This window comes from Coprobacter fastidiosus (genome assembly GCF_030296935.1).
Classification (GTDB): domain Bacteria; phylum Bacteroidota; class Bacteroidia; order Bacteroidales; family Coprobacteraceae; genus Coprobacter; species Coprobacter fastidiosus.
Map to the genome: position 1 here is coordinate 2,516,624 of NZ_AP028032.1, position 26,680 is coordinate 2,543,303.

General features: G+C 40.5%; 20 protein-coding genes. 12 read left to right on the plus strand and 8 right to left on the minus strand.

What is annotated here, in order from left to right:
* Positions 1-85 precede the first annotated feature (85 nt).
* The 8 genes from QUE35_RS09990 to surE form a co-directional block, all read right to left on the minus strand.
* Entirely contained in the window at positions 86-1,210 is a 1,125-nt protein-coding gene (locus QUE35_RS09990) for an aspartate aminotransferase family protein (RefSeq protein ID WP_022390370.1), read from the minus strand.
* A gap of 18 nt (positions 1,211-1,228) precedes the next feature.
* Positions 1,229-2,197, minus strand: a complete 969-nt coding sequence (gene argC, locus QUE35_RS09995; protein WP_022601162.1) for an N-acetyl-gamma-glutamyl-phosphate reductase — start codon at positions 2,195-2,197, stop codon at positions 1,229-1,231.
* Positions 2,198-2,260: 63 nt separating this feature from the next.
* Entirely contained in the window at positions 2,261-3,463 is a 1,203-nt protein-coding gene (locus QUE35_RS10000) for an argininosuccinate synthase (protein WP_022601163.1), read from the minus strand.
* A 26-nt stretch (positions 3,464-3,489) separates the two neighbouring features.
* A complete protein-coding gene (locus tag QUE35_RS10005) occupies positions 3,490-4,050 on the minus strand; it encodes a GNAT family N-acetyltransferase (RefSeq protein ID WP_009319604.1) in 561 nt (186 codons plus the stop codon).
* 81 nt (positions 4,051-4,131) lie between these two features.
* Positions 4,132-4,617: an arginine repressor gene (argR, locus tag QUE35_RS10010; protein ID WP_009319605.1), complete on the minus strand. Its 486-nt coding sequence runs from the start codon at positions 4,615-4,617 to the stop codon at positions 4,132-4,134.
* Between the two features lie 510 nt (positions 4,618-5,127).
* Complete coding sequence (locus QUE35_RS10015) at positions 5,128-5,547, minus strand: GNAT family N-acetyltransferase (RefSeq protein ID WP_022601164.1); 420 nt, start codon at positions 5,545-5,547, stop codon at positions 5,128-5,130.
* Positions 5,548-5,586: 39 nt separating this feature from the next.
* Positions 5,587-6,369, minus strand: coding sequence for a M48 family metallopeptidase (locus tag QUE35_RS10020; RefSeq protein ID WP_022390366.1), 783 nt, complete (start codon positions 6,367-6,369; stop codon positions 5,587-5,589).
* Between the two features lie 9 nt (positions 6,370-6,378).
* Positions 6,379-7,164 (minus strand): 5'/3'-nucleotidase SurE, encoded by a 786-nt coding sequence (surE, locus tag QUE35_RS10025; protein ID WP_022601165.1) that lies wholly within the window; start codon positions 7,162-7,164, stop codon positions 6,379-6,381.
* Positions 7,165-7,456: 292 nt separating this feature from the next.
* Between surE and QUE35_RS10030 the strand changes: the two genes are divergently transcribed.
* The 12 genes from QUE35_RS10030 to QUE35_RS10090 all read left to right on the plus strand — a co-directional run bounded on the left by QUE35_RS10030 (position 7,457) and on the right by QUE35_RS10090 (position 26,299).
* Complete coding sequence (locus QUE35_RS10030; protein ID WP_022390364.1) at positions 7,457-8,221, plus strand: ParA family protein; 765 nt, start codon at positions 7,457-7,459, stop codon at positions 8,219-8,221.
* Between the two features lie 51 nt (positions 8,222-8,272).
* Complete coding sequence (locus tag QUE35_RS10035; protein WP_009319610.1) at positions 8,273-9,160, plus strand: ParB/RepB/Spo0J family partition protein; 888 nt, start codon at positions 8,273-8,275, stop codon at positions 9,158-9,160.
* 76 nt (positions 9,161-9,236) lie between these two features.
* Entirely contained in the window at positions 9,237-9,881 is a 645-nt protein-coding gene (locus QUE35_RS10040) for a DUF5683 domain-containing protein (protein ID WP_022390362.1), read from the plus strand.
* Between the two features lie 15 nt (positions 9,882-9,896).
* On the plus strand, positions 9,897-11,498 hold the full coding sequence (locus tag QUE35_RS10045; protein ID WP_022601167.1) for a LysM peptidoglycan-binding domain-containing protein: 1,602 nt from the start codon (positions 9,897-9,899) through the stop codon (positions 11,496-11,498).
* 93 nt (positions 11,499-11,591) lie between these two features.
* Entirely contained in the window at positions 11,592-13,256 is a 1,665-nt protein-coding gene (locus QUE35_RS10050) for a pectinesterase family protein (protein ID WP_031258583.1), read from the plus strand.
* 21 nt (positions 13,257-13,277) lie between these two features.
* Complete coding sequence (locus tag QUE35_RS10055) at positions 13,278-16,697, plus strand: pectinesterase family protein (protein ID WP_022601169.1); 3,420 nt, start codon at positions 13,278-13,280, stop codon at positions 16,695-16,697.
* Between the two features lie 203 nt (positions 16,698-16,900).
* Positions 16,901-19,549: a DUF4957 domain-containing protein gene (locus QUE35_RS13755; protein WP_009319615.1), complete on the plus strand. Its 2,649-nt coding sequence runs from the start codon at positions 16,901-16,903 to the stop codon at positions 19,547-19,549.
* A 33-nt stretch (positions 19,550-19,582) separates the two neighbouring features.
* Entirely contained in the window at positions 19,583-21,445 is a 1,863-nt protein-coding gene (locus QUE35_RS10070) for a GDSL-type esterase/lipase family protein (protein ID WP_122329748.1), read from the plus strand.
* Positions 21,446-21,493: 48 nt separating this feature from the next.
* Positions 21,494-22,711 (plus strand): glycoside hydrolase family 88/105 protein, encoded by a 1,218-nt coding sequence (locus QUE35_RS10075; RefSeq protein ID WP_022601176.1) that lies wholly within the window; start codon positions 21,494-21,496, stop codon positions 22,709-22,711.
* Positions 22,712-23,073: 362 nt separating this feature from the next.
* Positions 23,074-23,280: a winged helix-turn-helix domain-containing protein gene (locus QUE35_RS10080; RefSeq protein ID WP_009319618.1), complete on the plus strand. Its 207-nt coding sequence runs from the start codon at positions 23,074-23,076 to the stop codon at positions 23,278-23,280.
* Positions 23,281-23,615: 335 nt separating this feature from the next.
* The gene (locus tag QUE35_RS10085; protein ID WP_022601177.1) at positions 23,616-24,593 is read left to right on the plus strand and encodes a pectinesterase family protein; all 978 of its coding nucleotides are present in this window, start codon (positions 23,616-23,618) and stop codon (positions 24,591-24,593) included.
* Between the two features lie 71 nt (positions 24,594-24,664).
* The gene (locus QUE35_RS10090; protein ID WP_022601178.1) at positions 24,665-26,299 is read left to right on the plus strand and encodes a glycoside hydrolase family 43 protein; all 1,635 of its coding nucleotides are present in this window, start codon (positions 24,665-24,667) and stop codon (positions 26,297-26,299) included.
* The last annotated feature ends 381 nt before the right edge of the window (positions 26,300-26,680 follow it).

Below are 26,680 nucleotides of genomic sequence, written 5' to 3' on the forward strand. Positions count from 1 at the left end.
TATAAATAAGACTACCTTAAAAATGAAGAGAACCCTAAAAGTTAGATAAAAGACTTTTAGGGTTCTCTTCATTTTTGTATAGTTCTTAATTCAATACTTTTTTTAAACGTTCTATAAATATATCGGCTTGATCGGTTGTGAGTACCAATGGGGGCAGCAGTCGTATTACATTTGTACCTGAAACCCCTGTAAATACTTTCTGTTCAAATAACAGTTTGCTTCTGATCTCTTTTACCGGTTGATCAAATTCAAGGCCTATCATGAGTCCTTCTCCTCGTACTTCTTTGATCTGAGGAATCTTTTTTAATTCATTGATCAGGTAGTTACCTGTATTGGCCGCATTTTCTACTAAATTTTCTTTTTTCATAATATCGAGTACGGCTATTGCGGCGGCACAACCGAGATGATTTCCTCCGAAAGTCGTTCCCAACATCCCGTATGCCGGAGTGAACATGGGGCTTATCAGTACGCCGCCGATCGGGAAACCGTTTCCCATCCCTTTTGCCATAGTTATGAGATCGGCTTTTATTCCGGCATATTGATGTGCGAAAAATTTACCACTTCGTCCGTATCCCGATTGTATTTCGTCAAGAATAAGGACTACACTGTTTTGAGTACATACTTCCCGGAGTTGTTGCATGAAATCGATTTTGGGAACTTGTATTCCTCCTATTCCTTGTATTCCTTCGATAATAACCGCACACACATCGCCTTTGGCTATTTCTGTTTTTACGGAGTCGATGTCATTTAGGTTCAGGTAACTGACTTCGAATGTATCGTTGATAGGTGCAACGATTTTAGGGTTGTCCGTTACTTTTACCGCTGCCGACGTACGTCCGTGGAAAGCTTTTTTGAAAGCGATGACTTTCTTTTTTCCTGTGTGGAAAGAGGCAAGTTTGAGAGCATTTTCGTTCGCTTCTGCTCCAGAGTTAATCAGAAATAGCGAATAATCGTCGTATCCTGATTGTTTTCCCAATTTATCTGCCAGTTCTATTTGCAAACTGTTGATTACCGAGTTTGAATAGAATATAAGTTTTTGTGCCTGTTCGGTAAGTTTTTGAGTGTAATAGGGATGGGTGTGCCCCACCGAGATTACAGCATGTCCGCCATACAAGTCGAGGTATTCGTTTCCTTTCGAATCATATGTATAACAACCTTTTCCCTTGACTATTTCTATATCGAAAAGAGGATAAACATCGAATAGTTTCATAGTGAATTTTTTATTATGTTAAAATGCCGAAGGTTTGAGTTTCAGACCGACGGTTTCTTCCAGACCGAAAAGTAAATTCATATTGTGAACCGCTTGTCCGGATGCGCCTTTCAGAAGGTTGTCGATCAAAGAGGTAATCAGCAATTTATTCCCGAATTTTTCTAAATAAAGTAAACATTTGTTTGTATTTACGACTTGTTTCAGATCGGTATTTTTGTCGCTGATGAACACGAAAGAATGATCGTCGTAATATTCTTCGTAAATTCGTTTTATTTCATCGAGTTCTACCGGGCAGTCCGTGTAAAGAGTGGCGAAAATTCCCCTTGAGAAATTTCCTCGTACCGGAATAAAATTCAAGTCGGTATCAAAACTGTTTTGAAGTTGTTTCAGACTTTGTTTTATTTCTGCCAGATGTTGATGTGTAAAAGGTTTATAGATGGAGACGTTGTCATTTCTCCAGCTAAAATGAGATGTTGCCGAAGGTTTTTGTCCGGCACCTGTCGATCCGGTTATCGCATGGATGTGTACGGGATTGTTAAGCAGCAAATTTTTTGCCAGCGGGAGCAGAGCCAGTTGTATGGCGGTAGCGAAACATCCCGGATTGGCAACCCGATTGCACCGGATTATTCGTTTCCGGTTTAGTTCAGGAAGACCGTAAATAAAATCATGTTCGGGAGATTCTATCCGGAAATCCATAGAAAGATCTATTATTTTTAATTTTTCGGGAAGGGAATGAGTGTCCATGAATTTTTTTGTGTCTCCATGTGCTGTACAGAAAAATAACACATCGATCTTATCAAATGGAAACTCGGCGGTAAAAGTCAGGTCTGTTTCGCCGAAAAGTCCTGAATGAACATCTGTAATTTTATTCCCGGCATTACTGCTGCTATTGACAAACTCGACCTCAACGTCCGGATGATTTATTAATAAACGAATTAATTCTCCGGCTGTGTAGCCTGCTCCGCCTATAATTCCTGCTTTTATCATATTATATTATTGGAATAAAGCAGAAAAAGATAAATCCTTTTCTGCTTTTGGTTTATTAAAAATTTACTTTTTGTTTTTGTTCAATACCGAATGGTAAATTTTCATTTGGTTACCCAAGATTTTAGTGAATCCTTTTACATCATCAGCTGTCCATGCTTTGTTCACTTCTCCATATTCTCCGAAATCGGATTTCATAAGATCGAAGTCACTTTCGACACCTACCAAGATATAGCGGTACGGCTTCAGGTCGATGATAACTCGACCGGTGACATTTTGTTGGGAGCTTTGTAGAAAAGCTTCCATATCCCGCATTACAGGATCGAGGTATTGGGCTTCATGCAAAAACATCCCGTACCATGTCCCGATTTGATCTTTCCAGTATTGTTGCCATTTGGTAAGAGTATGTTTCTCGAGCATTTTGTGGGCGTTGATGATTACCATCGGAGCTGCAGCTTCGAAACCTACACGTCCTTTGATACCTATGATCGTATCGCCGATGTGCATATCTCGCCCGATTGCGTATTTTTCAGTAATTTTTTCGATAGCTTGTATTGCCGCGACTTTGTCATCATATTTTTCTCCGTTGACTGCAGCGATTTCTCCTTCTTTGAAATCTATTGTTAAAGTTTCTTCGCCTTTTGCAATCATTTGGCAGGGATATGCCGATTCGGGAAGAGTCTGGTTACTTTTCAACGTCTCTTTTCCTCCGATACTCGTTCCCCATAATCCTTTGTTGATGGAATATTCCATTTTTTTGAAGTCGGCTTCATATCCGTGTTTTTTCAGATAATCTATTTCATATTCGCGGGTGAGAGTCATGTCTCGTGTCGGAGTAAGTATTTTTATTTCAGGAGCTAATATTTGGAACGTAAGGTCGAAGCGAACTTGATCGTTTCCTGCACCGGTACTACCGTGAGCGACATAATCTGCTCCGATCTTTTTGGCGTAATTGATAATGGCGATTGCCTGAAAAATACGTTCCGAACTGACGGAGATAGGATATGTTCCGTTTCTGAGAACATTTCCGAATATCATGTATTTGATACTTTTATCGTAATATTCTTGTGTTATATCGAGAGAGGCATGTTCGGTCGCTCCCAATTTGTAGGCGCGTTCTTCTATCGATTTCAGTTCTTCTTTACTGAACCCTCCGGTATTTGCGATTGCCGTATATAGTTCGTAGCCGCAGTCTTCTGTCAGATATTTTGCGCAGAAAGATGTGTCTAATCCTCCGCTGAATGCTAAAACAACTTTTTCTTTTTTCATATCGAGAGTATTTATATTAAATGTAATTATTTATTTTCAGAATGGTGTTCTTCGGCATGCGGGTCGAAGAGCATTCCCGTACACAGGCACATTCTGCGGTTTGTCCGTTGCAATATGTCATAGTTTACACAGCTTTGGCATCCTTTCCAAAAAGCTTCGTCATCTGTAAGTTCGGAGAATGTTACCGGACGATATCCTAATTCTGAGTTGATTTTCATTACTGCCAGTCCGGTTGTAAGTCCGAAAATTTTTGCATCCGGAAAACGAGATCGGGAAAGTTCGAATGCTTTTCTTTTGATCCGTTTGGCCAGTCCGTGTCCTCGATATGCCTCTACGACGATAAGTCCTGAATTGGCTACAAACTGTTTGTTACTCCAGCTTTCGATATAGCAAAACCCCGCAAATTTATCTCCGTCGAGGGCGATAATGGCTTTCCCTTCAAGCATTTTTTGTTTTACGTATTCCGGTGACCGTTTTGCGATTCCGGTACCTCTGACTTTTGCTGCTTTCTCGATTGTATCGAGAATTGTTTCTACATACGACAAGTGCTTTTCGCTTGCTACAATTACTTCAATTGTATCTTCCATTTTCTTTTGTTCTTTGGTCTGTTTTTAAGTAGAATAAACAGGCGCATCGGGTCATTTTAATATGTTAATATAATATCTCTTTTATTCTCCGTCGATAGAAGGTATTATGGTTTTTAGAGTTTCTAATACTTGTGGTCGGGTAATTCCTTCGCGTAAGATTAACAATATCGTATCGTCTCCGGCAATTGTTCCCAATATTTCTTCAGCAGAGTGAGTGTCTATGTCCCAAGCTATTCCGCTAGCATAACCCGGACGTGTTTTAATAACCGCCAATTGTCCGGAGAATTCGATAGAAAGAAAACCGGATACCGGGCCTGCATAGTGTTGTTGATTTTTTGCATTGGCCAATCTGCCGATTCCTGCGGTTTCGGGCATAACGTAAAGGTAACCTCCGTCTTTGCCTGCGACTTTAGCGATTTGCAGTTGTTTTAAATCTCTGGAAAGGGTCGCTTGAGTGAGGTCGAAACCTCTTTCCGTGAGTTGCTTTAGTAAATCTTCCTGACTACTGATTTTGTGTGAAATAATAATTTCTTTAATAGCCTGTAGCCTATCGACTTTATTTTTCATAAGATTATTCCTTTTTTGAAAGTCTTAAAGTTCCTTTCCTTTTATTTTGTCTGTATTCAAGATTCGTATTTCGTTTCTTATCGTGTTTTTATGTTTTTAGAAAACACAAAATGCACCGAAATAAGTCTCGGAACAGTATCTGATAAAATTTGAAATAGTCTCTATATTGAAAGCAATAATTTATTTCTTTGTATAATTATGCTATATTCAGATGCAAATGTAAGAATAAATGTTTTATTATTGCATAAAACTTGAATTTTTTTTGAATAAATTCGTCATTTTGTCGTTTTATACAAAAAATATTCTGTTGTATGAATTGTGCGATTGAATATTTTTGCGAAAAAATGCAAATGGTCTTGTCGGGGGAAGTCGTGCGATTCTTAAATTGAAATGAAAATCGAATGTGTATGGTTTTTGGAAAAATGATATAGAAAAGCTACTTGGGATTTAGAGAATTTTTTTGTTTGGCTGTTGATATTTTTGTCATAAAATCCGTCCGGACTTTTGATCTCAAAACGGCCTATTTTTCCATTCCATGAAAAGTTCTTCTTCTCCGGTATGCGTGTCGATTTCGGATTTTATAATTTTGAAGTCTTGTTTTTGATAAAATCCGATAGCTTTTAGATTCTTTTTATAAACATGCAATTGTAAGACCGGGTGTCGCTTTTTTGCAATACTTAGCAGTTGTTTCCCTATACCGTGCAATTGCATGTGTTCGGAAACGAAAATTCCTGCAATATAGTTATCGATAAGACCGATGAATCCTATAACCTTTTTATTTTGGTCTGCAACATATATTTCGGCCTCGGATAGTGCCGATTTTACTTCGTTGAAATTCTCGTACCAATAGTATTCAGGAATGAAAGCGTGCGCTTTCAGGTTGGTGTATAACCATAGTTGCATGACATCTTCGATGTCTTTTGCTTTCATTTTCCTTATTTGCATGAGTCTTTTATCGAACTGAATTTTTTATTTTTTGTATTTCATAGCTTCGGGAACTAATTTCTTTAAATTTGCTATTCGAGAGGCATCAGACGGATGGGTGCTTAAAAATTCGGGGGTGGAAGATCCTTGAGTTGCCATTCTTTCCCAGAATGCAGGCGCTTTCTCGGGATTATAGCCGGCCATTGCCATAAAAATGAGACCCATACGGTCGCTCTCGGATTCTTGCTTACGGGAATAGGGCAGCATGACACCTACTTGTGTCCCGACACCATATATTTGATTTGCCAAAGCTTGCGCTGCATCCGACTTGTTTTGCATCAGGGTGTTTAACGCTACTCCGCCATATTGAACGAGCATTTGCTGGCTGATTCGTTCGCTGCTGTGTTTGGCGACGGCATGAGCGATCTCATGTCCGAGAACGACAGCCAATCCGTCATCATCGAGAGTGTACGGAAGTATGCCGGTATTTACAACCACTTTCCCTCCGGGCATGCAAAAAGCATTCGGTGTATTATCGTTAACCAGTACAAATTGCCAATTATAAGAAGCTGCATCGGCAGTCATACCGTTGTTTCGCAAGAAACTCATGACGGCATTTGCAATGCGTTGTCCGACACGTGCGACTTGTAGTGTCTTCATATAGTCTGTTGACACTTTTGCCGTTTTCATGTAATCCGAGAAACTTTGATTACTTAATGCAAGAACCTCTTGATCAGAGACAAGATTGAGTTGTCTTCGACCGGTCAGCGGTACGCTGCTGCATCCGAGCATTATAAAGAAGATAAACGATATGGCGATTTTTTTCATGAGTCGGAATTATTCTAAAGATAAAAGATCATTTATTTCCGGAATGGCGGAATAGGCTGTTTGATCACAAGTGCATGGAACTATCGAGATATAACCGTGAGCAAGTGCCCATTCGTCAGTATCTTCATTCTCGGGTTCTAAATTCATAAAACGGCCGGTCAGCCAATAGTAATCTTTCCCGTGCGGATCGATACGGTGGTCGTATTCTTCGGTCCAGTAGCCTTGAGCCTGGCGGCAGATGCGTGCACCTTTCGGACGAGGAATTGCCGGAATATTGATGTTTAAACAGACCGAAGGCGGAAGCCCTTTTTCCAAGACTTTTTTACAACTTTCCCTTACGATCTCCCGGCAGGGCGAAAAATCTGCATCCGGTTCGTGACTGGTAAGAGAGAAACCGATAGAGGGGATTCCGATTATACAGCCTTCCAGAGCAGCTCCCATCGTTCCCGAGTAAACAATGCTGACGCCAGAGTTCGAACCGTGATTGATTCCGGATAATAAAAGGTCAGGCCGGCGGTCGAACAGTTGATTCATAGAAAGTTTTACACAATCGACCGGTGTGCCGTTTGTCCGGTAAAAAGATATGTTCCTGTAATGTTCGATCAAATTGAGCCTTAGAGGAATGCCGACAGATAGTGCGCTCGATTGGCCGGAACGGGGACTATCCGGTGCTACGACTACGATGTCGCCCAAATCTTCTATCATTTTTACCAGTTCGTGAACGCCTTTTGCTTCTATTCCGTCATCATTCGTTACTAAAATAAGCGGTCTTTTTTCTGTGGCTGGGACTTTCATATATATTTTAATTGTCAGGTTCTTTGTATGCAAATGTACAAAATAAACATTTTTCAGACCGCTTTTTTTAACGTGTAGTTTATTCGAGTGCTAAATTAATTGAAAGGCACAGTAGTATCCGTCAAATTTATTTATCTTTGTCACGATGAGTGAGCACTTTACGTATATTCGGAATCTTATTGATGTTATTAACAATAAAGCCGACTTATCAACAATCGGGACATTTTTTTGTGTGCTGATAAATAGCAGAACATAAAAAACGGTTACTTTGCTCCCGATAAAATTTTGTGTTATGGGTAAAGTTATTGCTATTGCCAATCAAAAGGGAGGAGTGGGGAAAACCACTACTTCGATCAATTTGGCCGCATCATTAGCCGCGTTGGACAAAAAAGTTCTCGTGATCGATGCCGACCCACAGGCAAATGCTTCTTCAGGACTCGGGGTAGATCCTCGTACGGTTTCTGTATCGATTTATGAATGTCTGATCGGCGGAAATTCTTTGCGTGAGGCGATTGTCGGATCTTGTGTTTCAGGATTGGACATCGTGTGTTCGAGAATCGATCTTGTCGGTGCAGAATTGGAACTCTTGAATGTAGAAAACCGAGAGCGAGTGTTGTCACGGTTACTGGATGAGGTCAAGCGGGAATATGATTATGTTTTGATAGACTGCTCTCCGTCGTTGGGTTTGATAACCGTCAATTCTTTAACCGCTGCGGATTCGGTTATTATTCCGGTTCAGGCCGAATATTTTGCGTTGGAAGGAATCAGTAAATTATTGAACACAATTAAGATTATCAAATCCAAATTGAATCCGGCTTTGGAAATAGAGGGCTTTTTGCTGACTATGTACGATGCTCGGCTGAGACTTGCCAATCAAATTTATGAGGAACTGAAAAAGCATTTCAGGGATATGGTGTTTACTACCGTTATTCAGCGGAATATCCGGTTGAGCGAAGCTCCCAGTCATGGGATTCCGGCGATATTGTACGATCCGGATTCTCGCGGAAGTATTAACCACATGCAACTGGCAAAAGAGTTGATCGAAAGAGAGAGTTGATTTTATAAGATAAACCTGTCTTGCCCGGCAGGTATAAAAGGGCGACATACTATGGCTACATTTAAAAGAAACGCTTTGGGGCGTGGACTCGACGCACTTATTACGATGGATGAGGTGAAAACGGAAGGGTCTTCGTCGATAAATGAAATAGAAATTTCAAAAATAAAGCCGAATCCGGATCAACCCAGACGGGAATTTGATCAGGAAGCGTTGTCGGAACTGGCTACATCTATTCGAGAATTGGGTATTATACAGCCGATATCTTTACGTCAGATATCAGACGGAACTTATCAGATCATTGCCGGGGAGCGTCGTTACAGGGCTTCTATCATGGCCGGCCTTAAAACTATTCCGGCTTATGTGCGTACAGCAGAGGATGAGACGATGATGGAGATGGCGTTGATAGAAAATATTCAACGGGAAGATTTGAATTCTATCGAAATCGCATTGACGTTTCAGAAATTGATCGAACAGTATAATCTGACTCAAGAACGGTTGAGCGACCGGGTAGGTAAGAAAAGGACGACTATCGCTAATTATCTGCGTTTGTTGAAACTGCCGGCTGAAATTCAAATGGGGCTGAAGAACAAATTGCTGGATATGGGACATGCGCGGGCTTTGCTGTCGATTGATGACCCTGCACTTCAGTTGAAAGTGTATGAATTGATACAAGAGAACGGTTATTCTGTGCGTAAAGTCGAAGAAATCGTGAAAAGTCTTTCCGAAGGACATTCGATAGAAGAAGCGAAAAAGCCGAAAGTCCCTTCTCGTCCTACTTCACGCGAAGAATATGATATTCTGAAAAAACATCTTTCTTCATTTTTTAATACAAAAGTTCAGTTTACTTGTAATGATGAAGGAAAAGGAAGGATTAGTATTCCTTTTAAAAATGAAGAGGAGTTGGAACGTTTGATCGCTATCTTTGATAAACTGAAATAGTATTTTGACAGGGATATATTACATATACAGACATAAAATACTGGGGATCTTTTTAATTATATGTCTTTTAATTCCGGTGTCGGTTGTCCCGGTATCGGCTCAAATACAGACGGAAGTTTCTACCGGAAAAGATTCTCTTTATGTCATCGGTACAGAGGGGTCTATCGATGTTGTCGATACTACCGGATTGGAGGTCGACCGTAGAGATAGTGTCGTGTTCAACCCCGATCCGATGAAAGCCGTTTGGTTATCGGCATTAGTCCCGGGTCTGGGACAGATTTATAATCGGAGATATTGGAAATTGCCGATTGTAATAGGCGGGTTTATGGGATTAACGTATGCCGTCTCATGGAATGGCCGATATTATACCGATTATTCTCAGGCATATCGGGATGTTATGGATAGTGATCCGACTACCGATAGTTATATAAATTTTCTTCCGTATAACCGTAGGAATGATAAAGAATGGATCGAATCGAATACCGAGTGGCTGAAAAGTGCGATGAAACGGAAGAAGGATTTTTACCGTCGTAATCGGGATTTATGTATTATATCTATGATCGGGGTTTATGTCGTGGCCATGATCGATGCTTATGTCGATGCTCAATTATATCATTTTGACATTACACCTGATGTTTCGATGCATTTGCTTCCGGCTGTAATGGAGCCTACGCCATTTTCGAGTACCTCATTGGGGTTGCAATGTGCGATAACTTTTTAAAATAATGAATTGATTATGCAGAAAATAGTGCTTATATTTCTTTTTTCGGTTTTGCTATTCCCTGTTTGGGGAACGATAGATGAATCTCAGAAAATCAAAACAGCTAAAGATACGATTTCAGATCAGGAAATCGTTTTGCCGGAAAGCCTTGAAGCTGATGTCGATAGTCTTCTGTCCAGTTGGTTTTTAAAGAAATATGCCATAATCGATGAAAATTGCATAAGAAGCAGTGTTAATATAGATTATCCGGATTCTGTTTATATTCAGCGTTTGGCGGCTTTACCTACTGTTATAGAAATGCCGTATAATCAGGTTGTAAAAAGTTATATAACTCTTTATACCGAGAAGCGTCGTGAATTGGTAGAAACGATGATCGGTCTGAGTGCCTATTATTTTCCTATTTTCGAACAAGCTCTTGAAAAAGCCGGATTGCCTCTTGAATTGAAATATCTGCCGATCATCGAATCGGCTTTGCGTCCGGATGCTGTTTCCCGTGCAGGAGCTACCGGGTTATGGCAGTTTATGATCGGTACGGCAAAGCCTTTAGGTCTTGAAGTAAATAGTTTGATCGACGAACGTCGAGATCCTGTTCGTTCGTCAGAGACAGCCGTACGATATTTAAAAGAATTGTACAATATTTATCAAGACTGGCCTCTTGCCATAGCCTCCTATAATTGTGGTCCGGGAAATGTAAATAAAGCGATCCGCCGTTCGGGTGGCAAAAAAGACTATTGGGAAATTTATAATTACCTGCCGAAAGAAACTCGGGGCTATGTACCTGCGTTTATTGCGGCTAATTATGTGATGCATTATTACCAAGAACATAATATTTGTCCGGTTCTTACCGACCTGCCTTTGACGACCGACACGATACAGATCAGCGATCGTATTCATTTGAAGCAGATTGCTGATGTTTTGGAGATTCCTATGGACCTATTACGAGGGCTTAATCCGCAATATCGAAAAGATATTATTCCGGGAGATACCCGTTTGAGAACGTTGTGTCTGCCTGCGCAGCAGGCTTACGCTTTTATCGATGCGAAAGATTCTATCGTCAATTATCAATCTGAGATATATGGTCGGCGAACAACTGTCGAACCTGCAGGTTATTATGCTTCGACCGGAGGCGGCAGTTGGGTATATCATCGTGTAAGAAAAGGAGAGTCTCTTTCTGTTATCGCCAATCGTTATGGTGTTTCTGTCCGGAATCTTCGTAATTGGAATCATTTAAAGAATAATAATATCGTAGCCGGGCGAAGACTGAAAGTTTATCGTGCCGAACTCGCTCGGAAAACTCCTTCTAAAAAAGTCGAGAAACCGGATAGTATAACTGTCATCTCTAAAGATTCGACTTTTATTGCACAATCTACGAAAGAAGTAAAAAACGAAACTGCCGTTATTTCTCCGGTTTCGAGTAAGAAGAATATTTCGACGGCACGTAATCCGCGCAATCCTGCCTATGATCGTTATCATTATCATAAGGTCACTCGGGGAGAGAGTTTATGGACTATTTCGCAACGTTTCCCGGGTGTTACTACTAATTTGTTGAAAAAAATAAATAATTTGCATTCATCCTCCTTGAAGGTCGGTCAAATCCTTAAAATTCCGGAAGTTTGATTCTGTGGAAAAATTTCCACAATTTGTGTCAAAAAATACTCTTTTGAATAGGATTGTGTGTCTTATTTTTGTGACATGTTTAAATGTCTATAAATGAAGAACACATCCTACTATATCTTATTTACATTATTTACGTGCATTTTTTGTTCGTTCGATGTCGAGCGCATTCCTGTCATTTATATGATCGGAGACTCGACAATGGCCGATAAATCTCTTTCGGGCGGAAATCCTGAACGAGGTTGGGGACAGATGTTCCCCGGATTTTTGACTCCGGATATTCATGTCGATAACAGAGCTTTGAATGGACGCAGTACGCGGAGTTTCAGAAATGAAGGACATTGGGAACTTGTACGGAAAAAACTTCGTAAAGGGGATTATGTGTTTATCCAATTCGGGCATAATGATCAAAAAGCTGATACTGCCCGTCATTCAGATGCGGAAACCGACTATAAGATAAATTTAGGGAAATATATAGATGAGACCCGAAAAGTCGGGGCGATACCGGTACTTTTTACGCCTATTGTCCGTAGAAAGTTTAATCCGAACGGTACATTAGCAGATACGCATGGGAAATATACCGATGCAGTAAGAACTGTTGCTAAGGAAAAACAAGTTTTATTAATCGATTTAAATAAAATGTCTGCCGGTTTATTGGAAAAGTACGGACCAGAAAAATCTACTTTTCTTTTTGTCTGGGTCGAGCCGGGAATTTATGCTGCATTGCCTAAAGGAAAACAGGATAATACTCATCTTAATGTGCGAGGCGCGAGATTAATTGCCCGTATGGTCGCCGAGGCGATAAAAGAGACTATTCCTGCTCTTGCTCCTCATATCGTGATGTATGATTACGTTGTAGCTAAAGATGGTAGCGGAGATTTTTTTACTATACAAGAGGCCATTGATGCAGTACCTGATTTCAGGAAAAAAGGGCGTACGACGATCTATATACGGGAAGGCGTTTATAAAGAAAAGGTTATTTTGCCGGAGAGTAAAATAAATGTTTCATTTATGGGAGAGTCCCGAACTAAGACTATTTTGACTTATGATGATTATGCTTCTAAAATGAATGTATTCGGAGAGGAGATGTCTACTTCGGGTTCTGCTTCATTTTATGTTTACGCTCCGGATTTTATAGCTGAGAATATGACTTTCGAGAATAGTTCAGGGCCTGTCGGACAGGCTGTTGCCGTTTTTGTGAGCGGAGATCGTTCTATATTCCGGAATTGTCGTTTTCTGGGCTTTCAGGATACTCTTTATACTTATGATAAAGATAGCCGGCAATATTACGAAGGCTGCTATATCGAAGGAACGGTCGATTTTATTTTCGGAAAATCTACTGCGTGGTTCGAGAACTGTACAATTCACAGTAAACGTTCAGAAGGGTATCTTACTGCAGCGGCGACTCCGGCAGGAAAGGCATACGGGTATGTTTTCCATAATTGCCGGTTGACGGCAGATCACTCTGTCGAAAATGTTTATTTGGGGCGTCCTTGGCGTCCTTTTGCCCGGACTTTGTTTATTGAATGTGATATGGGTAGCCATATTTCTCCTGAAGGGTGGCATAATTGGAGGAAACCCGATGCTGAAAAGACAACTTTTTATGGCGAGTATAAAAGTCGGGGTGAGGGTGGAAATTGTGAAGGTCGGGTTAGCTGGTCGCATCAGCTTACGAATAAAGAGGCGGATCAGATAACTTTAAGAAATGTATTGGGAGGAAACGATGAGTGGTATCCTCAGATAATAGGAACAGTTAAATAGTATAAATATAAAATTATAACCATGAAACAGATGATGAAACGATTCGGATTTTTATTTCTTTTATGTTTGTCGGTGATCGGTTCGATCCGTGCAGAAGAGAAACTTTTGTATTCTACGACATTTCAAGATTGGGAATCTTCTTCTGCAAGCGATGATGCAGTCGTTGTACCTGCAAAGACTCATTTTTCGAACGAGGATTTTTCTTTTTCTTTGTCTCAGGTAGTTGTTTCTCCGACAGGAACAGATTCTAAATTTACCAGTTCTTATGTGACTCCCGGTTATATTCGGGCAGAAAAGAAGGATAATTCTGCTATCGAAATTTCTGCTTTGGAGTCGGTTACGAAGATCGAATTTGTAGAAGCTGCTACCGGAAATGATCGGGGATTGGGTGTGCAGATAAAGTATGAAGGTCAGTCTGAGTGGGAAACGATTTTCGATACGCCATTGGACGGGACATACTATTATGATTCTAATAACGAGAAATATAAAGATACACAGGGACATTTGGTCTCTATTTCCATTCCGGAAGAAAAACAAAAGAATGTATCTATCCGCTTTTATAATTTGAATGGTTCTCAATATGCATTCCTGCTTAGTCTCGACATTTATGGCGATTATGTTTCTACGGCCGAACAGGTAACGTTGAGTACAAAAACGAATATCGAAGGTGCGGGGAATATATCTGTTTTTCCGGTATCGGAGACTTATGATATAAATTCGACGGTAAAAATTTCTGCAGAGGCTGCTTTTGGATATGAATTCGTAAACTGGACGGATGATGATGGCGGTGCGGTACTGGGAAGCGATCCGGAGTTGGAACTTGTTTTAAATACCGATCGGAAAATAACCGCTAATTTCAATAAACTGACTTTGTATAAGCTGACTGTTTCTGTCAACGGTTCTCGGTGGGGTAAAATCTCTTTTTCTCCTGAGGCAGAGGATAATTTTTATCCGGAAGGAACTATCGTGACGCTTTCAGTGGTAGATAACCCTGTGACGATATTCGGAGGCTGGAGCGATGGTCAGACAGAAAAAGTTCGTACTGTTCAGATAACCGGGAATGTAGAGCTTTCAGCGAATTTCGATCAAAAGGACTTTATTGTAGGCTGGGATTTTAATGATGCTGCCAGTGCTGAAAAAAGAAAAGAGATTCCCGCACCGTTCTATTCTGAATCTACGAATCAGGGGTTGCTTTCGGCTTATGAACCGACCGGAGCATCGGTAAATTGGTTATACCATGCTGCAGAATACACTCCGGCACATGCAAATGCTCGGCTTTGGACGACAGATTTTAGTTCCCGGCGTTATTTTCAGGCTCAGTTTTCGACTAAAGGATATACGAATATAGAGGTTACATCGCTGATGTCTGGAAGTTATCAAGTATATTCTAAGCAAAAAATGCAGTATTCGTTAGATAATAAAAATTTTAAAGACCTTGTGACGATAGATCTTTCTTCGGTTTACGGACAGTCGTTGTGGGAAGATTGTATCGGAAAACTTCCTGTTGAAGCGGAGGATCAATCTATGGTTTATATTCGTTGGATTGCTGATGAAACAAGCACGATATTGGGTTCGGGGAATGATGGTACGACTTTGGCTAATGTATTCGTGTTTGCCGATCCTAAGAATGAATATGATCCGGAAGCTCCCGTATTGGCTTCGTCAGTTCCGGCTGAGGGTTCTTCTTCAGCTTCTGCGAATGGAGCATTAATTCTGAACTTTAACAAAAAAATAAAAGCCGGTACGGGAGATGTCGTATTGAACGGAATCTCTTTAGTCCCTGAATATGGATCTACGTCTGTTACTTTGCCTTATACGAAATTAGCGTACAATACCCCTTATTCTGTCGATATTCCGGCCGGTTTTGTAACCAATGTATCGGGGATACCTAATGAAGCGTTCTCAGTAACGTTTACGACAATGAGTCGTCCCGACCCGATCGCAAAAGTTTTTGATGTCGTAGTAGCACAGGACGGTTCAGGTGATTATACGTCTGTAAAAGAAGCAATCGATGCCGCACCTTCCGACCGTACATCTCCGTGGTTGATTTATATTAAAGCGGGAAAATATCAAGGCCATCTTGAAATTGCAAAACCGTATATTCATCTGATCGGGGAGGATGCGGAGAGTGTTATTATTTCGGACGACCGAGTCAGCGGGGATAATGATTTGGGCAAGCCTGTCTATTCTCCAACTGACGGGGCTACCGTATATGTCACCGGAGATAATTTTTATGCGACGGGCATTTCGTTTGAAAACGAATACGGAATAACTGCGCAGGACGGACCTCAAGCCCTTGCTCTGTGTACTTATAGTGACCGGGCTATCTTGAATAGATGTAAGTTGAGAAGCTATCAAGATACTTACCTTACTTCGAATAAAACGGGGAGACGTCATTTCTTGAACGAATGTTTTATCGAAGGTGCTGTCGATTATATTTATGGAGCTGGGGATGTATTCTTTAATAAATGTACATTGTATAATACCCGTAAATCGGGAGGATATATCGTTGCACCGAATCATAAGAAGGAAGAAAAGTGGGGCTATGTCTTTGATCATTGCGTTATCGACGGAAATGCTGATGTCGAAGGGCTTTATTTCGGCAGACCTTGGCACGATTCGCCTAAGACGGTATTTTTATATACTACATGCAAAGTCCCTGTTTATGCAAAAGGCTGGTATTTTACGATGGGAGGTATTCCGGAAATATGGGCAGACTATAAAACCGTAGATGCATACGGAGATCCGGTCGATGTGTCATTGCGTAATGATTATTATTATTACTATGAAGGAGAAACAATTATAGATGAATCTACCGGACAACCGAAAAAAGATGAGAACGGAGTAACCATGAAGGAGAATAAGATTGAAGGTTACGCCAAAAATTCGCTGACTGATGAAGAGGCTGCAGCTTATACGATCGAAAATGTAATGAGTGGAAGTGATGATTGGGATCCGGCGATTATGACGGAGAGTGTCGAAGCACCGTCCGGTTTGAAGATAGAAGGTAAGACGTTAAGTTGGGAAGCTTCGAAGTATGTCATCTGTTATGTCGTAAAAAAGAATGGATCTACGATAGGTTTTGTAAAGGCAGATGCGGCGGAGTTGGTATATGAGGATGAGTTGATGCAGTCCGGTGATGAATATACAGTTCAGGGAGTGAGTGAATATGGTATGTTGAGCGAATTGTCGGAAGTTGTTAAGGCTGATGTATCCGGGATAGAAACTCTTGATTTACCGGATTACATTGCTTATCGAAACGGTGATGAGATCGTGGTTAGAAATATTCCGGAATCGGCGACAGTAAGCGCTTATTCTTTAACGGGTACAATCTTGGCACGGGAAAAAGTATCGGACGGTACTTTCCGGATAAGTACTGTTCAGCCTTGTATTATTCGTATCGTTTCAGAAAAAAAGACAAGTGTGTTCAAAATGTTGTGATAGCATTTATTAATTATTAATGTGCGTATTTGTGATGAAAGTCCGGAAAGAATCTATACTTCCGGACTTTTATTTTTTAGAAAGTTTTATAGAAGAGGAATAGCAGGAACAAGGAATAACAATAAATGCACCTATTCTGTTGATTCCTACACATTGTTAAGTGCTGGTCATGTATATCTTTGTATCATTAAAGTTTATTACAAATGAAAAACATATCTATCTGTATTATAATCTCGATACTTTCGTTGGTTTGTGTGCAGGCGCAAACGCCGGCATTTCCCGGAGCAGAGGGGCACGGTCGTTATACGACCGGAGGACGAGGCGGAACTGTTTATCATGTGACTACGCTTGAAGATACCGGATTGAAGGGAAGTTTACGTTATGCTGTTGTGCAGAAAGGAGCGAGAACAATCGTTTTTGATGTTGCCGGGACTATTTTTCTGAAAAGTACGTTGAAGATAGCGAATGACGATATTACTATTGCCGGACAAACAGCTCCCGGACAAGGTATTTGTATCGCAGGTTGGCCGGTATCCGTGTCGGCGAATAATGTTATTATCCGTTATGTGCGTTTCCGTATGGGAAATGAGAGTGGAACAGAGGAAGATGCTTTAGGCGGATGGGGAAAAAAGAATATCATTGTTGATCACTGTTCTATCAGTTGGTCTGTAGATGAGTGCTGTTCGTTGTACGGGTCTGATAACTTGACTTTACAATGGTGCATTATCTCAGAAAGCCTGCGGACGGCAGGACATGAAAAAGGCACGCATGGATATGGAGGTAACTGGGGTGGTGCTAAGGCCTCTTATCATCATAACTTATTGGCGCATCATGACAGCAGAGCTCCTCGTTTAGGTCCGAAAGCGGGAACTCAGACACGAGAATATATGGATTTGAGGAATAATGTAATTTATAACTGGTCGGGTAATGGTTGTTATGGTGGTGAGGGAATGAAAATAAATATCGTAAATAATTATTATAAGCCCGGACCGGCAACAAAAAGTGCGGCAACTTCTGCTAAGGTGCGGTATCGGATTGCCGGAATCGGCATTCGTACGGAAAGCTATGTTTCTAAATACCCTGATTTTGCTCCCATGAAACATGTTTGGGGGAAATATTATGTCGACGGAAATGTTGTCGAAGGTTATTCGGACGTAACGAAAGATAATTGGACGAAAGGTATTTATGAACAGATCGACAATAATTCTTGTGACGGATTATATACTCAGGTTACAAAAGACACCATTAAATTAGATACTCCTTTGGAAACGGATGTTGTAACTACTCATACGGCAACTCAGGCATTGGGGCGTGTTTTATTGTATGCGGGATGCTCTCTTGCAAGGGATGAAGTGGACGCCCGCATAGTGAGGGAGACGGAGTACGGGATAACGACTTATACCGGAAGCGTTTCTGCGGATGCGAAAAGTAAACCGGGATTAATAGATTTACCAGATGATGTTAAACCGGAAGGGGCGACAAGTGCATGGCCGGAGTTGTCGGACGGAGGAGTAACAGAAGCGGAATTGATAGATACGGACGGTGACGGGATTCCCGATGTATGGGAAGAGGCTCACGGATTGAATAAAAATAATGCGGCAGACGGAAAGATTGTTAACTCTGAGGGTTATACGAATCTTGAAGTGTATATGAACAGCCTTGTTGCAGAGATTACCGAGAATCAAAATAAAGTTGTAGATTATACGCCTATTGTCCCGACTTCTTTGGAGACATTGTTGAAGAATGCTTCTGCCGGAGATGTGCTGGAAGTGACAAGCGAGGTTATAGGAAAGGAGTTGACGGTAGATAAAAATATCACGATAAAGGCTAAATCGGGCTTGATAGAACCTCCGGTGTTGGAAAAGGTGACTTTTAAAATTAAAAATGGAGCAAGTATTGCTTTAGATGGCCTTATTTTATTTTATGATCGTACCGATGAAGAACCGACTGACAGCAAATATCTGATCAGCGTCACGGGGGAAGCTCAGACGATTCCGGAAATTTCGTTTAGAAATTGCGAAATTTACGGATATGGGCGTGGTGCTGTTCGGGCTGATGACAAGACGAATATTGCCGTAATCGGTAAGTTGGAAGTCGATAATTCGGTCTTTCATGATATGTGTAAGGCAAGCCCCAATTATTCTGTTTTGGGATTTGCTAAAGCTGAGCTTTCGGAAACGGAATTGACAAATAGCTCGTTTTTTAATTGTTCGGGGGGAGTTTTTGTAAATGGGGGGGCTGTACCTCTGAATTTCAAAATGAGCAACGTGACGATTTTGGATTGCGGGACGGATGCGGATGAGACTCAGACCGGAAATGCGGCAAGAGCGTCTAATGAGATTATTGCTACCGGGGCTTGTACCGGTTCTGTTTATAGATTGGAGAATTGTATAATTTCAGGATTTGAAACGAAAAAAGTCGTATTGAATGATGAGGCATATATCCAAAATTGCCTGATTGAGAATGAGGTAACCGGTGACTTGAAAATCAATACGCGGATTAATGCTTCTGTCATTTCGAAAGACTATGATTCTTATATTTTGACTACTGACTATTTTGTCGGGGATGAAGTGGGTGATTCTCGATGGACATTGAAATCTTCGGAGACGGGAGGTCTTATTTCGGATTTGGAACAGAATAGCGATATGAGAGTTTGTGTTTCGGGAAATCGGATTCATTTTGCGGGTATATCGGGTAATGTTACGGTAGATGTATTTGCAATAAACGGGAGCGCTGTTCTGAAAAAAACGGGAGACGGAGAAAGTGTTTCGTTTGAATTGCCTTCGGGTTTTTATGTTTTGCGTGTGGTTTCGGGCAAACAAGTAAATGTATTTCGTGTGAGTGTAAGGTAAAAAGATTGTTTTAGGTTTATTGTGTTTTTGATTATGAGGTTTTTGGGATCGGTAATACTGTTTTTGTTTTTTACGTTTTCCGTACATGCGAAGGTAAAGATAATTACTATCGGGGATTCTACGATGGCTGAATATGATCCTTCAACTACCGAAAAGGTGGGTTGGGGGCAAACATTATCTATGTTCGTCTTGTCGGATGCCGCTACGGTAATTGATGATGCTCGAAGCGGTCGGAGTAGTAAATCTTTTATTTCGGAAGGATTATGGAATGCTTCGAAAGCAAAAATATCTCCGGGAGATTATGTTTTGATACAGTTCGGACATAATGATGAGAAGACAAATGTGGAAGGAACCAGTTCTACTATTCCCGAGTTTGAATCGAATTTGAAAATGTTCGTGTCCGAGACAAAGGCTGCCGGGGGAGTACCCGTATTATTTACCCCTGTTGTAAGATGTAATTTTTCCGGAAATAAGATCTCGGAGACCGGGCGGCATATAACGGCGGACGGAGATTATGCCGCTGCTGTTCGCGAGGTTGCTGCAGAAACCGGAACTCCTGTCGTCGATCATACCGAGTTGACAAGAGTTTTAGTGGAAGAATATGGCGAGACGAAAGCCCTTTCAGAATTATATGCCTCCGGAGACAGAACGCATACTAAGATGAATGGCGCTATTGTTTTTGCCCGATTAGCGGCTGAGGAATTGTTAAGACAGAACATTTTGTCGGATTGTCTTTCTGTTGCTCCGTCTTTAATGGTCAGTCCGTCATCGGAGTGTGATTTCGGAATGGTTTATGTCGGTTCTTCATCGGAGTATCTTTTTTCTGTCAGCGGTTCGTCTCTTGATCCGGCTAACGGTTCGGTGACGATAACTGTTACTGAAGGATATGAAGTTTCTTTGATAAAGGAGGGGGATTATACTTCTTTTTTGAGGTTGCCTTATGAAAACGGAGAGTTGGCTTATACTTCTTTTTATGTACGTTTTGTCCCTGGTATAGCGGGAGATATAACCGGAACTTTGGCTTTGACTACCGGAGCGATGAAAAAAGAGATACTCCTTTCCGGAACGGGATTGGATGCATCGATCGGAGTGCGGTCGGAAGTCGTTTGGAAACTGGATGGAGACGAGCAATCCGTTGTATCCGGACCAATAGAGGCTCTTCCCGAAAGCTGGAGCAATATGTCCGTTTCGGATTATAACCGTGTGGGTGGTATTTCGGAAAAATCTCAACGAAACTTGATTTTGGGAGGATCATGGCCTAAAGAAGAGGATGAGGTCGCAGATCGTTATATTCAGTTCGGAATTTCTATACCGGAAGGAAAAACGTTTACCGTAGATAATATCAGTTTCGTTATTGCCGGTTCGGGAGGAAATGGAATGTGCTATCGGGCGCGTTATTTCAAATCTTCCGATATTTCGGCTGTAATGACATTGAGTGAGCAGAAAAATATGTCGAACGGGGTCTTGAACGAAATTTCGGTCAATCCGATGTTGGAGTTATCTGCCGGAGAGATTCTTTATATACGTATATATCCTTGGTATTCTTCTGTGGCAAATGGGAAAACGATTTGCTTGAAGGATGTCAAGATTTCCGGCTTGAGTAAGGATATGAGCCCTTCGAATATTTTGGCAGAGCAATTGTCCCCGGAGATAAGGATCGATAAAACTGCATTTCGGGATAGTCTGACGCTTACTTATATATTAAAGAATAGAACCCGGACAAAAATTTCATTGATCTCTGCTTCCGGGCAGCTTGTACGTTCTTGGGATCGGGGTGTTCAGAGTGCCGGAATGTACAATTGGAGCATAGGCGGTTCGATGCTGAATAAGGGAACTTATTTTATTTCTTTGCTAACAGAGCAGGGAAGAAAGACGTTGAAAGTCTTGAAAAAGTAGAGGAATATTTTTATTTATCAGTCGAAGTAATTTTAAAACGCTAATTATATGAAACAAACCTTGAAAGACCTGACGAGAAAGTCCGTATTTTTGTTGATGATGTTATTGGCTTGTTCTGGAATTTTCGCTAAATCGAAAACAAAATGGGCAGTGAATCCTGAACTTCCGATGTCGGTAAGGATGTGTCAGTCTGAGATTATTCGTAATCCGGAGGGATGGATGCTCGATTTCTCTACAAAATTGAAATGGAATTATTGTCATGGACTTGAATGTCAGGCGTTTTTGGATGTTTATGACCGCTATGGAGGAGATTATCTTTATAAATATGTAAAACAGTTTGCCGATACGATGATCAACGAGAATGGTCGGATATATGGCTATAAAAAGACAAATTATAATCTGGATCATGTAAATTCGGGAAAGATTTTGTTCAGACTATATGAACGGGAAAAAGATCCGCGTTATAAAATCGCAATGGATACATTGCGGGCACAGTTGGCTTCCCAGCCTCGTACTTCGGACGGAGGATTTTGGCATAAAAAAATATATCCGTATCAAATGTGGCTCGATGGAATTTATATGGGATCACCTTTTTATGCTCAATATGCCGCAACATTTAATGAACCGGAAGATTTTGCAGATGTTGTAAGTCAGTTTTTGATCATTGCGAAACATACGTATGATAAGAAAACCGGTCTTTATCGTCATGCATGGGACGAGATAAAGGCATTGCCTTGGTCTGACTTAAAAACCGGGCAAGCTCCGCATGTTTGGGGTAGGGCATTAGGCTGGTATATGATGGCTATTGTAGATGCTTTGGATTTTATTCCGGAAAATCAACCGGGCAGGGATAAAATGATTTTGATTCTAAATGATCTTGTGAAAATATTGCCGAAATATCAGGATCAACGTACGGGAGCTTGGTATCAGGTCGTAGATATGCCGGAAAGGGAAGGTAATTATTTGGAAATGTCTTGTACGCCTATGTATGCTTATGCGATTGCTAAAGGTGTGCGTAAAGGATATTTGCCTGAAAAAAGTTTGTCGATCGCTCAAAAGGCTTATCAGGGTATTTTGGATAATTTTATAGTAGTAGATGATAAAGGTATCGTCTCTTTGACTCGTATTTGCGGTGTCGCCGGGTTAGGAGGAAGAAAACCTTATCGAGACGGTTCGTTTGACTATTATGTGAATGAAATCGTTAGGGATAATGATCCTAAAGGTGTCGCACCGTTTATTATGCTCTGTCTTGAAATGGAGAGGTAAGTGAGGAATGCTTTTATTTGTGTTGATTAAATAAACCAAAAGGGCCGTTCTGTTGTTGTTAATGGAGTCGGCCTTTGGTGTATATTAAAAGTCCTGATTAGAGTTTATTCAAGAAAGGATAAGATTGATTTTCAGAAAATTCGAGGCTGTTTAAGGTGGAAGGGTAATAACCCATATTAAATTAAAATAATCTTAATGGCTTGAAAATCGACTTGTTACTATTAGGATAGGCTGTTAAAAAATATTTCTATAAAATTTAAACAGACTTTAAATTCAATTTATAAAAATAAAGTCGTATTTTTGCAAAGAACTGTTACTAAAAACGATTTTACAATATTTATTCATTCTAAAATCAACAAGTTATGGACAGAGAAGAAATCGGTTTGAATGCCGGACTCGTATGGAATGCCCTTAATGAAAGCGAAGGTTTAACTTTGAAAGGGCTTAAAAAGGTGACTAAACTGAAAGATAAGCAGTTATATGCTGCTTTGGGTTGGTTGTCACGTGAAGATAAGGTTACTATCGAGGAAGTTGAAGGTGACCTTTTGGTGAACTTGATCAAATACTAATATCTATATAAAGGCTCTGAATAAAGAGCCTTTTGCTATTAAGTATTCTGTAGTGTTTGTAAAAGAAACGGTTTGGAATGTTTTCCTGGACCGTTTCTTTTTCTTTGTGAGTATTTTTTTTGAGAACAATTTGTTTTATGCTTCTGTTACGTGTGAATTTTTGTTTTCAGAGAATCATATTCGAAAGTATCTCTCCAAAGTCTGTATATATGATTTTTTATCGGAAAATTTAAACAGCTTCTAAAGAACAGGAAAAAATTAGCCCCTTTTATGTATAATAAAAATGAGAAATTGTATATTGCAGCCTGATTGTATTAATAAATAGAGGATGTTCCATGAAAACATTTGCTTGCACGTTTTTTTTAAGTTTTGTCCTTGTTTTTTCTATTTATGCCGATACCGCTTATCCGGTAATTGTAGTGGCTCAAGATGGTAGCGGAGACTTTATAACTATACAGGATGCTATTAATTCTGTCCGTGATTTTACCCCTGTACCCCGTGTAATACATATAAAAAAAGGCATTTATTATGAAAAGGTAGAGATTCCTTCATGGAAATGCGACATAACATTAAAAGGTGACGGTCCGGAGGAGACTTTGATTTATTATGATGATTATTCTTCGTTGCGCCGGATGGGGACATTTCGTACTTATACCTTACAAATACGGGGGAATCGTGTAACGTTGGAAAATCTTACGGTAGAGAATCGGGCGGGACGAGTCGGGCAGGCCGTAGCATTGCATGTAGAAGGAGACTGTGTGGCTGTTCGTAATTGTCGGTTGTTGGGAAATCAAGATACATTGTTTACAGGGAATGAGAATAGCCGGCAATATTACGATCGGTGTTATATAGAGGGAACTACCGATTATATCTTCGGTCCGGCGACATGTTGGTTTGATCATTGTATTCTTCACAGCAAATCCGATTCTTATATTACTGCGGCATCTACGCCGGAGAATCATAAGAACGGTTATGTTTTTTATAAGTGTAATTTGACTGCTGCAGAAGGAGTTGTTAACGTGTATTTAGGTCGTCCTTGGAGACCATATGCCTCGGTGGTATTTTTAGAATGCAGGATGGGAAAACATATTCGTCCGGAGGGATGGCATAATTGGCGAAATGCAGCAAATGAAAAAACTGCCCGTTATGCCGAGTATGCTTCTGCCGGCGAAGGTGCAGACCCTGAATCCAGAGTTTCTTGGTCATCGCAATTGGATGAAGATGATGTGTCTTTATATATTCCCGAATCTGTTTTGGGAGGGGATTGGTTTAGAAAAACGTGTGTTGAAAGTGTGTATAAAAAATCCTCGTAATTTGTCGAAATTTCCCCCTTTTGATTTTGTATGGTGTTTATTTTTGCACTGCAACTAATTTAATAAGTGCTATGAAGAATATATGGACTGCTGTAATTTGCCTATTACTTTGTTGGGGAACAGTTTCTGCACAATCTTATGTCTCGCAAGTATGGGTCTCCGATTTGGGAAACGGAAAGTATAAGAATCCTGTTTTAGATGCTGATTATTCTGATCCGGACGTTTGTCGGGTAGGCGATGATTATTATATGACATCTTCGAGTTTTGCATGTATACCTGCCCTTCAGATTCTTCACTCTAAAGATATGGTGAATTGGCGTATTATAGGAACAGCTATTGAACGCTTGCTTCCGGAAGAACGCTTTTCTCAGATGCAACATGGAAATGGGGTTTGGGCACCCAGTATAAGATATCATCGGGGAGAGTTTTATATTTATTATGGTGATCCCGACACGGGAATTTATATGGTAAAATCTAAAGATCCTGCCGGGAAATGGGATAACCCCGTATTGGTAAAAGCTGCTAAAGGGATTATCGATACTTGTCCGTTATGGGATGAAGACGGTAATGCTTATATAGTACATGGCTATGCCGGAAGTCGTGCCGGTCTGAAAAGTATTTTGGGATTGATCCGTATGACTCCGGACGGGACACGGGCGATCGGGGAGTCCAGAATTATTTTTGACGGACATATTGGCAATGCAACGATAGAAGGTCCTAAATTTTATAAGCGAGACGGCTGGTATTATATTTTTGCTCCTGCCGGAGGTGTACCGACAGGCTGGCAGACAGTTTTACGGTCTAAAAATATATGGGGTCCGTATGAGTGGAAAATTGTGATGGCTCAGGGAAATACGAATATAAATGGACCTCATCAGGGAGCATGGGTAGATACTCCGGATGGAAAAGAGGATTGGTTTTTTCATTTTCAAGATAAAGAAGCGTATGGTCGCGTAGTTCATTTGCAGCCGATGAAGTGGGTTGACGGATGGCCTGTAATCGGAGTCGATAAAGATGGGGATGGTTGCGGGAGTCCTGTGTATTCTTATAAGAAACCGAATGTCGGGAAAACTTATTCTATTGAAACGCCTGCAGAAAGCGATGAATTCGACTCTTTAGAGTTAGGTTTGCAATGGCAATGGCAGGCAAATCCTAAACCGATATGGTATTTTTGTGACGGAGGTAATAGTTTGTTACGGCTTTACTCTTATTATACCGAAAATCAGGTTAATTTATGGGATGTCCCGAATTTGTTACTACAAAAATTTCCAACGGAAGATTTTACGGTGACAACGAAGGTCTCATTTGCGCCTTCTTCTAAATATACTGGAGAACGGACAGGTTTGGTTGTAATGGGGGCAGATTATGCCGTGTTGGCAATTGAAAATCGTGCGGACGGATTGATCTTGGTACAGAATGTGTGCCGTAAGGCTGATAAGAAAGGAAAGGAAGAGGAAAATGCGTCGGTAAAGTTATCTGATAATACGTTGTTTCTTAGAGTAAAGGTTAAGAAAGATTCCGAGAAAGAAGCTATCTGTTCATTCAGTTATAGTGTAGATGGCAAGAAGTTTATTTCTTTGGGAGAAAACTTTACGGCGAAACCCGGTAAATGGATCGGTGCTAAAGTGGGATTGTTTATTACTCGTCCTAAAGCCGTCAATGATGGAGGTTGGGTGGATATAGATTGGTTTAGAGTAACGAAATAGCTTTTAAAAGTTTTATTTGAAGATATTATCAAAAAATCCTATAAAAGTGACAATTTATGCTCATGTTGCCGTTTGTATTCGGTGTATTTTTGGGCTTGTAATATGATAGCCGTGTGAAATTGTAAGAGTTCATTTTTAGTTTTTCGATAGAGAAGGTTGTCCAGAAAAACGATCGTTTGATTGGACTTGAACAGTCTCCGGAGAAATAAAAAATAAAAGATTGAATATGTATGACTTGTAAAGTCGAGTGCGTGGTTATTTTGAGAAAAAGGTTGTCCTGAAAAAACGATCGTTTCATCGGATGCCTTTTGTAATACCGGAAAACATATCTTTTTGATAGTTTCATGAATTTAATAAATCATATATCATTAACATTAAATC

Coding starts and splice junctions, on each gene's coding strand:
- QUE35_RS09990 (WP_022390370.1), bottom strand. CDS start 1,210: ATGAAACTATTCGATGTTTATCCTCTTTTCGATATAGAAATAGTCAAG.
- QUE35_RS10085 (WP_022601177.1), top strand. CDS start 23,616: ATGAAAACATTTGCTTGCACGTTTTTTTTAAGTTTTGTCCTTGTTTTT.
- QUE35_RS10070 (WP_122329748.1), top strand. CDS start 19,583: ATGAGGTTTTTGGGATCGGTAATACTGTTTTTGTTTTTTACGTTTTCC.
- QUE35_RS10090 (WP_022601178.1), top strand. CDS start 24,665: ATGAAGAATATATGGACTGCTGTAATTTGCCTATTACTTTGTTGGGGA.
- QUE35_RS10080 (WP_009319618.1), top strand. CDS start 23,074: ATGGACAGAGAAGAAATCGGTTTGAATGCCGGACTCGTATGGAATGCC.
- QUE35_RS10015 (WP_022601164.1), bottom strand. CDS start 5,547: ATGAAAGCAAAAGACATCGAAGATGTCATGCAACTATGGTTATACACC.
- QUE35_RS10045 (WP_022601167.1), top strand. CDS start 9,897: ATGCAGAAAATAGTGCTTATATTTCTTTTTTCGGTTTTGCTATTCCCT.
- QUE35_RS10000 (WP_022601163.1), bottom strand. CDS start 3,463: ATGAAAAAAGAAAAAGTTGTTTTAGCATTCAGCGGAGGATTAGACACA.
- argC (WP_022601162.1), bottom strand. CDS start 2,197: ATGATAAAAGCAGGAATTATAGGCGGAGCAGGCTACACAGCCGGAGAA.
- surE (WP_022601165.1), bottom strand. CDS start 7,164: ATGAAAGTCCCAGCCACAGAAAAAAGACCGCTTATTTTAGTAACGAAT.
- QUE35_RS13755 (WP_009319615.1), top strand. CDS start 16,901: ATGAAAAACATATCTATCTGTATTATAATCTCGATACTTTCGTTGGTT.
- QUE35_RS10050 (WP_031258583.1), top strand. CDS start 11,592: ATGAAGAACACATCCTACTATATCTTATTTACATTATTTACGTGCATT.
- QUE35_RS10020 (WP_022390366.1), bottom strand. CDS start 6,369: ATGAAAAAAATCGCCATATCGTTTATCTTCTTTATAATGCTCGGATGC.
- argR (WP_009319605.1), bottom strand. CDS start 4,617: ATGAAAAATAAAGTCGATAGGCTACAGGCTATTAAAGAAATTATTATT.
- QUE35_RS10005 (WP_009319604.1), bottom strand. CDS start 4,050: ATGGAAGATACAATTGAAGTAATTGTAGCAAGCGAAAAGCACTTGTCG.
- QUE35_RS10035 (WP_009319610.1), top strand. CDS start 8,273: ATGGCTACATTTAAAAGAAACGCTTTGGGGCGTGGACTCGACGCACTT.
- QUE35_RS10030 (WP_022390364.1), top strand. CDS start 7,457: ATGGGTAAAGTTATTGCTATTGCCAATCAAAAGGGAGGAGTGGGGAAA.
- QUE35_RS10055 (WP_022601169.1), top strand. CDS start 13,278: ATGAAACAGATGATGAAACGATTCGGATTTTTATTTCTTTTATGTTTG.
- QUE35_RS10075 (WP_022601176.1), top strand. CDS start 21,494: ATGAAACAAACCTTGAAAGACCTGACGAGAAAGTCCGTATTTTTGTTG.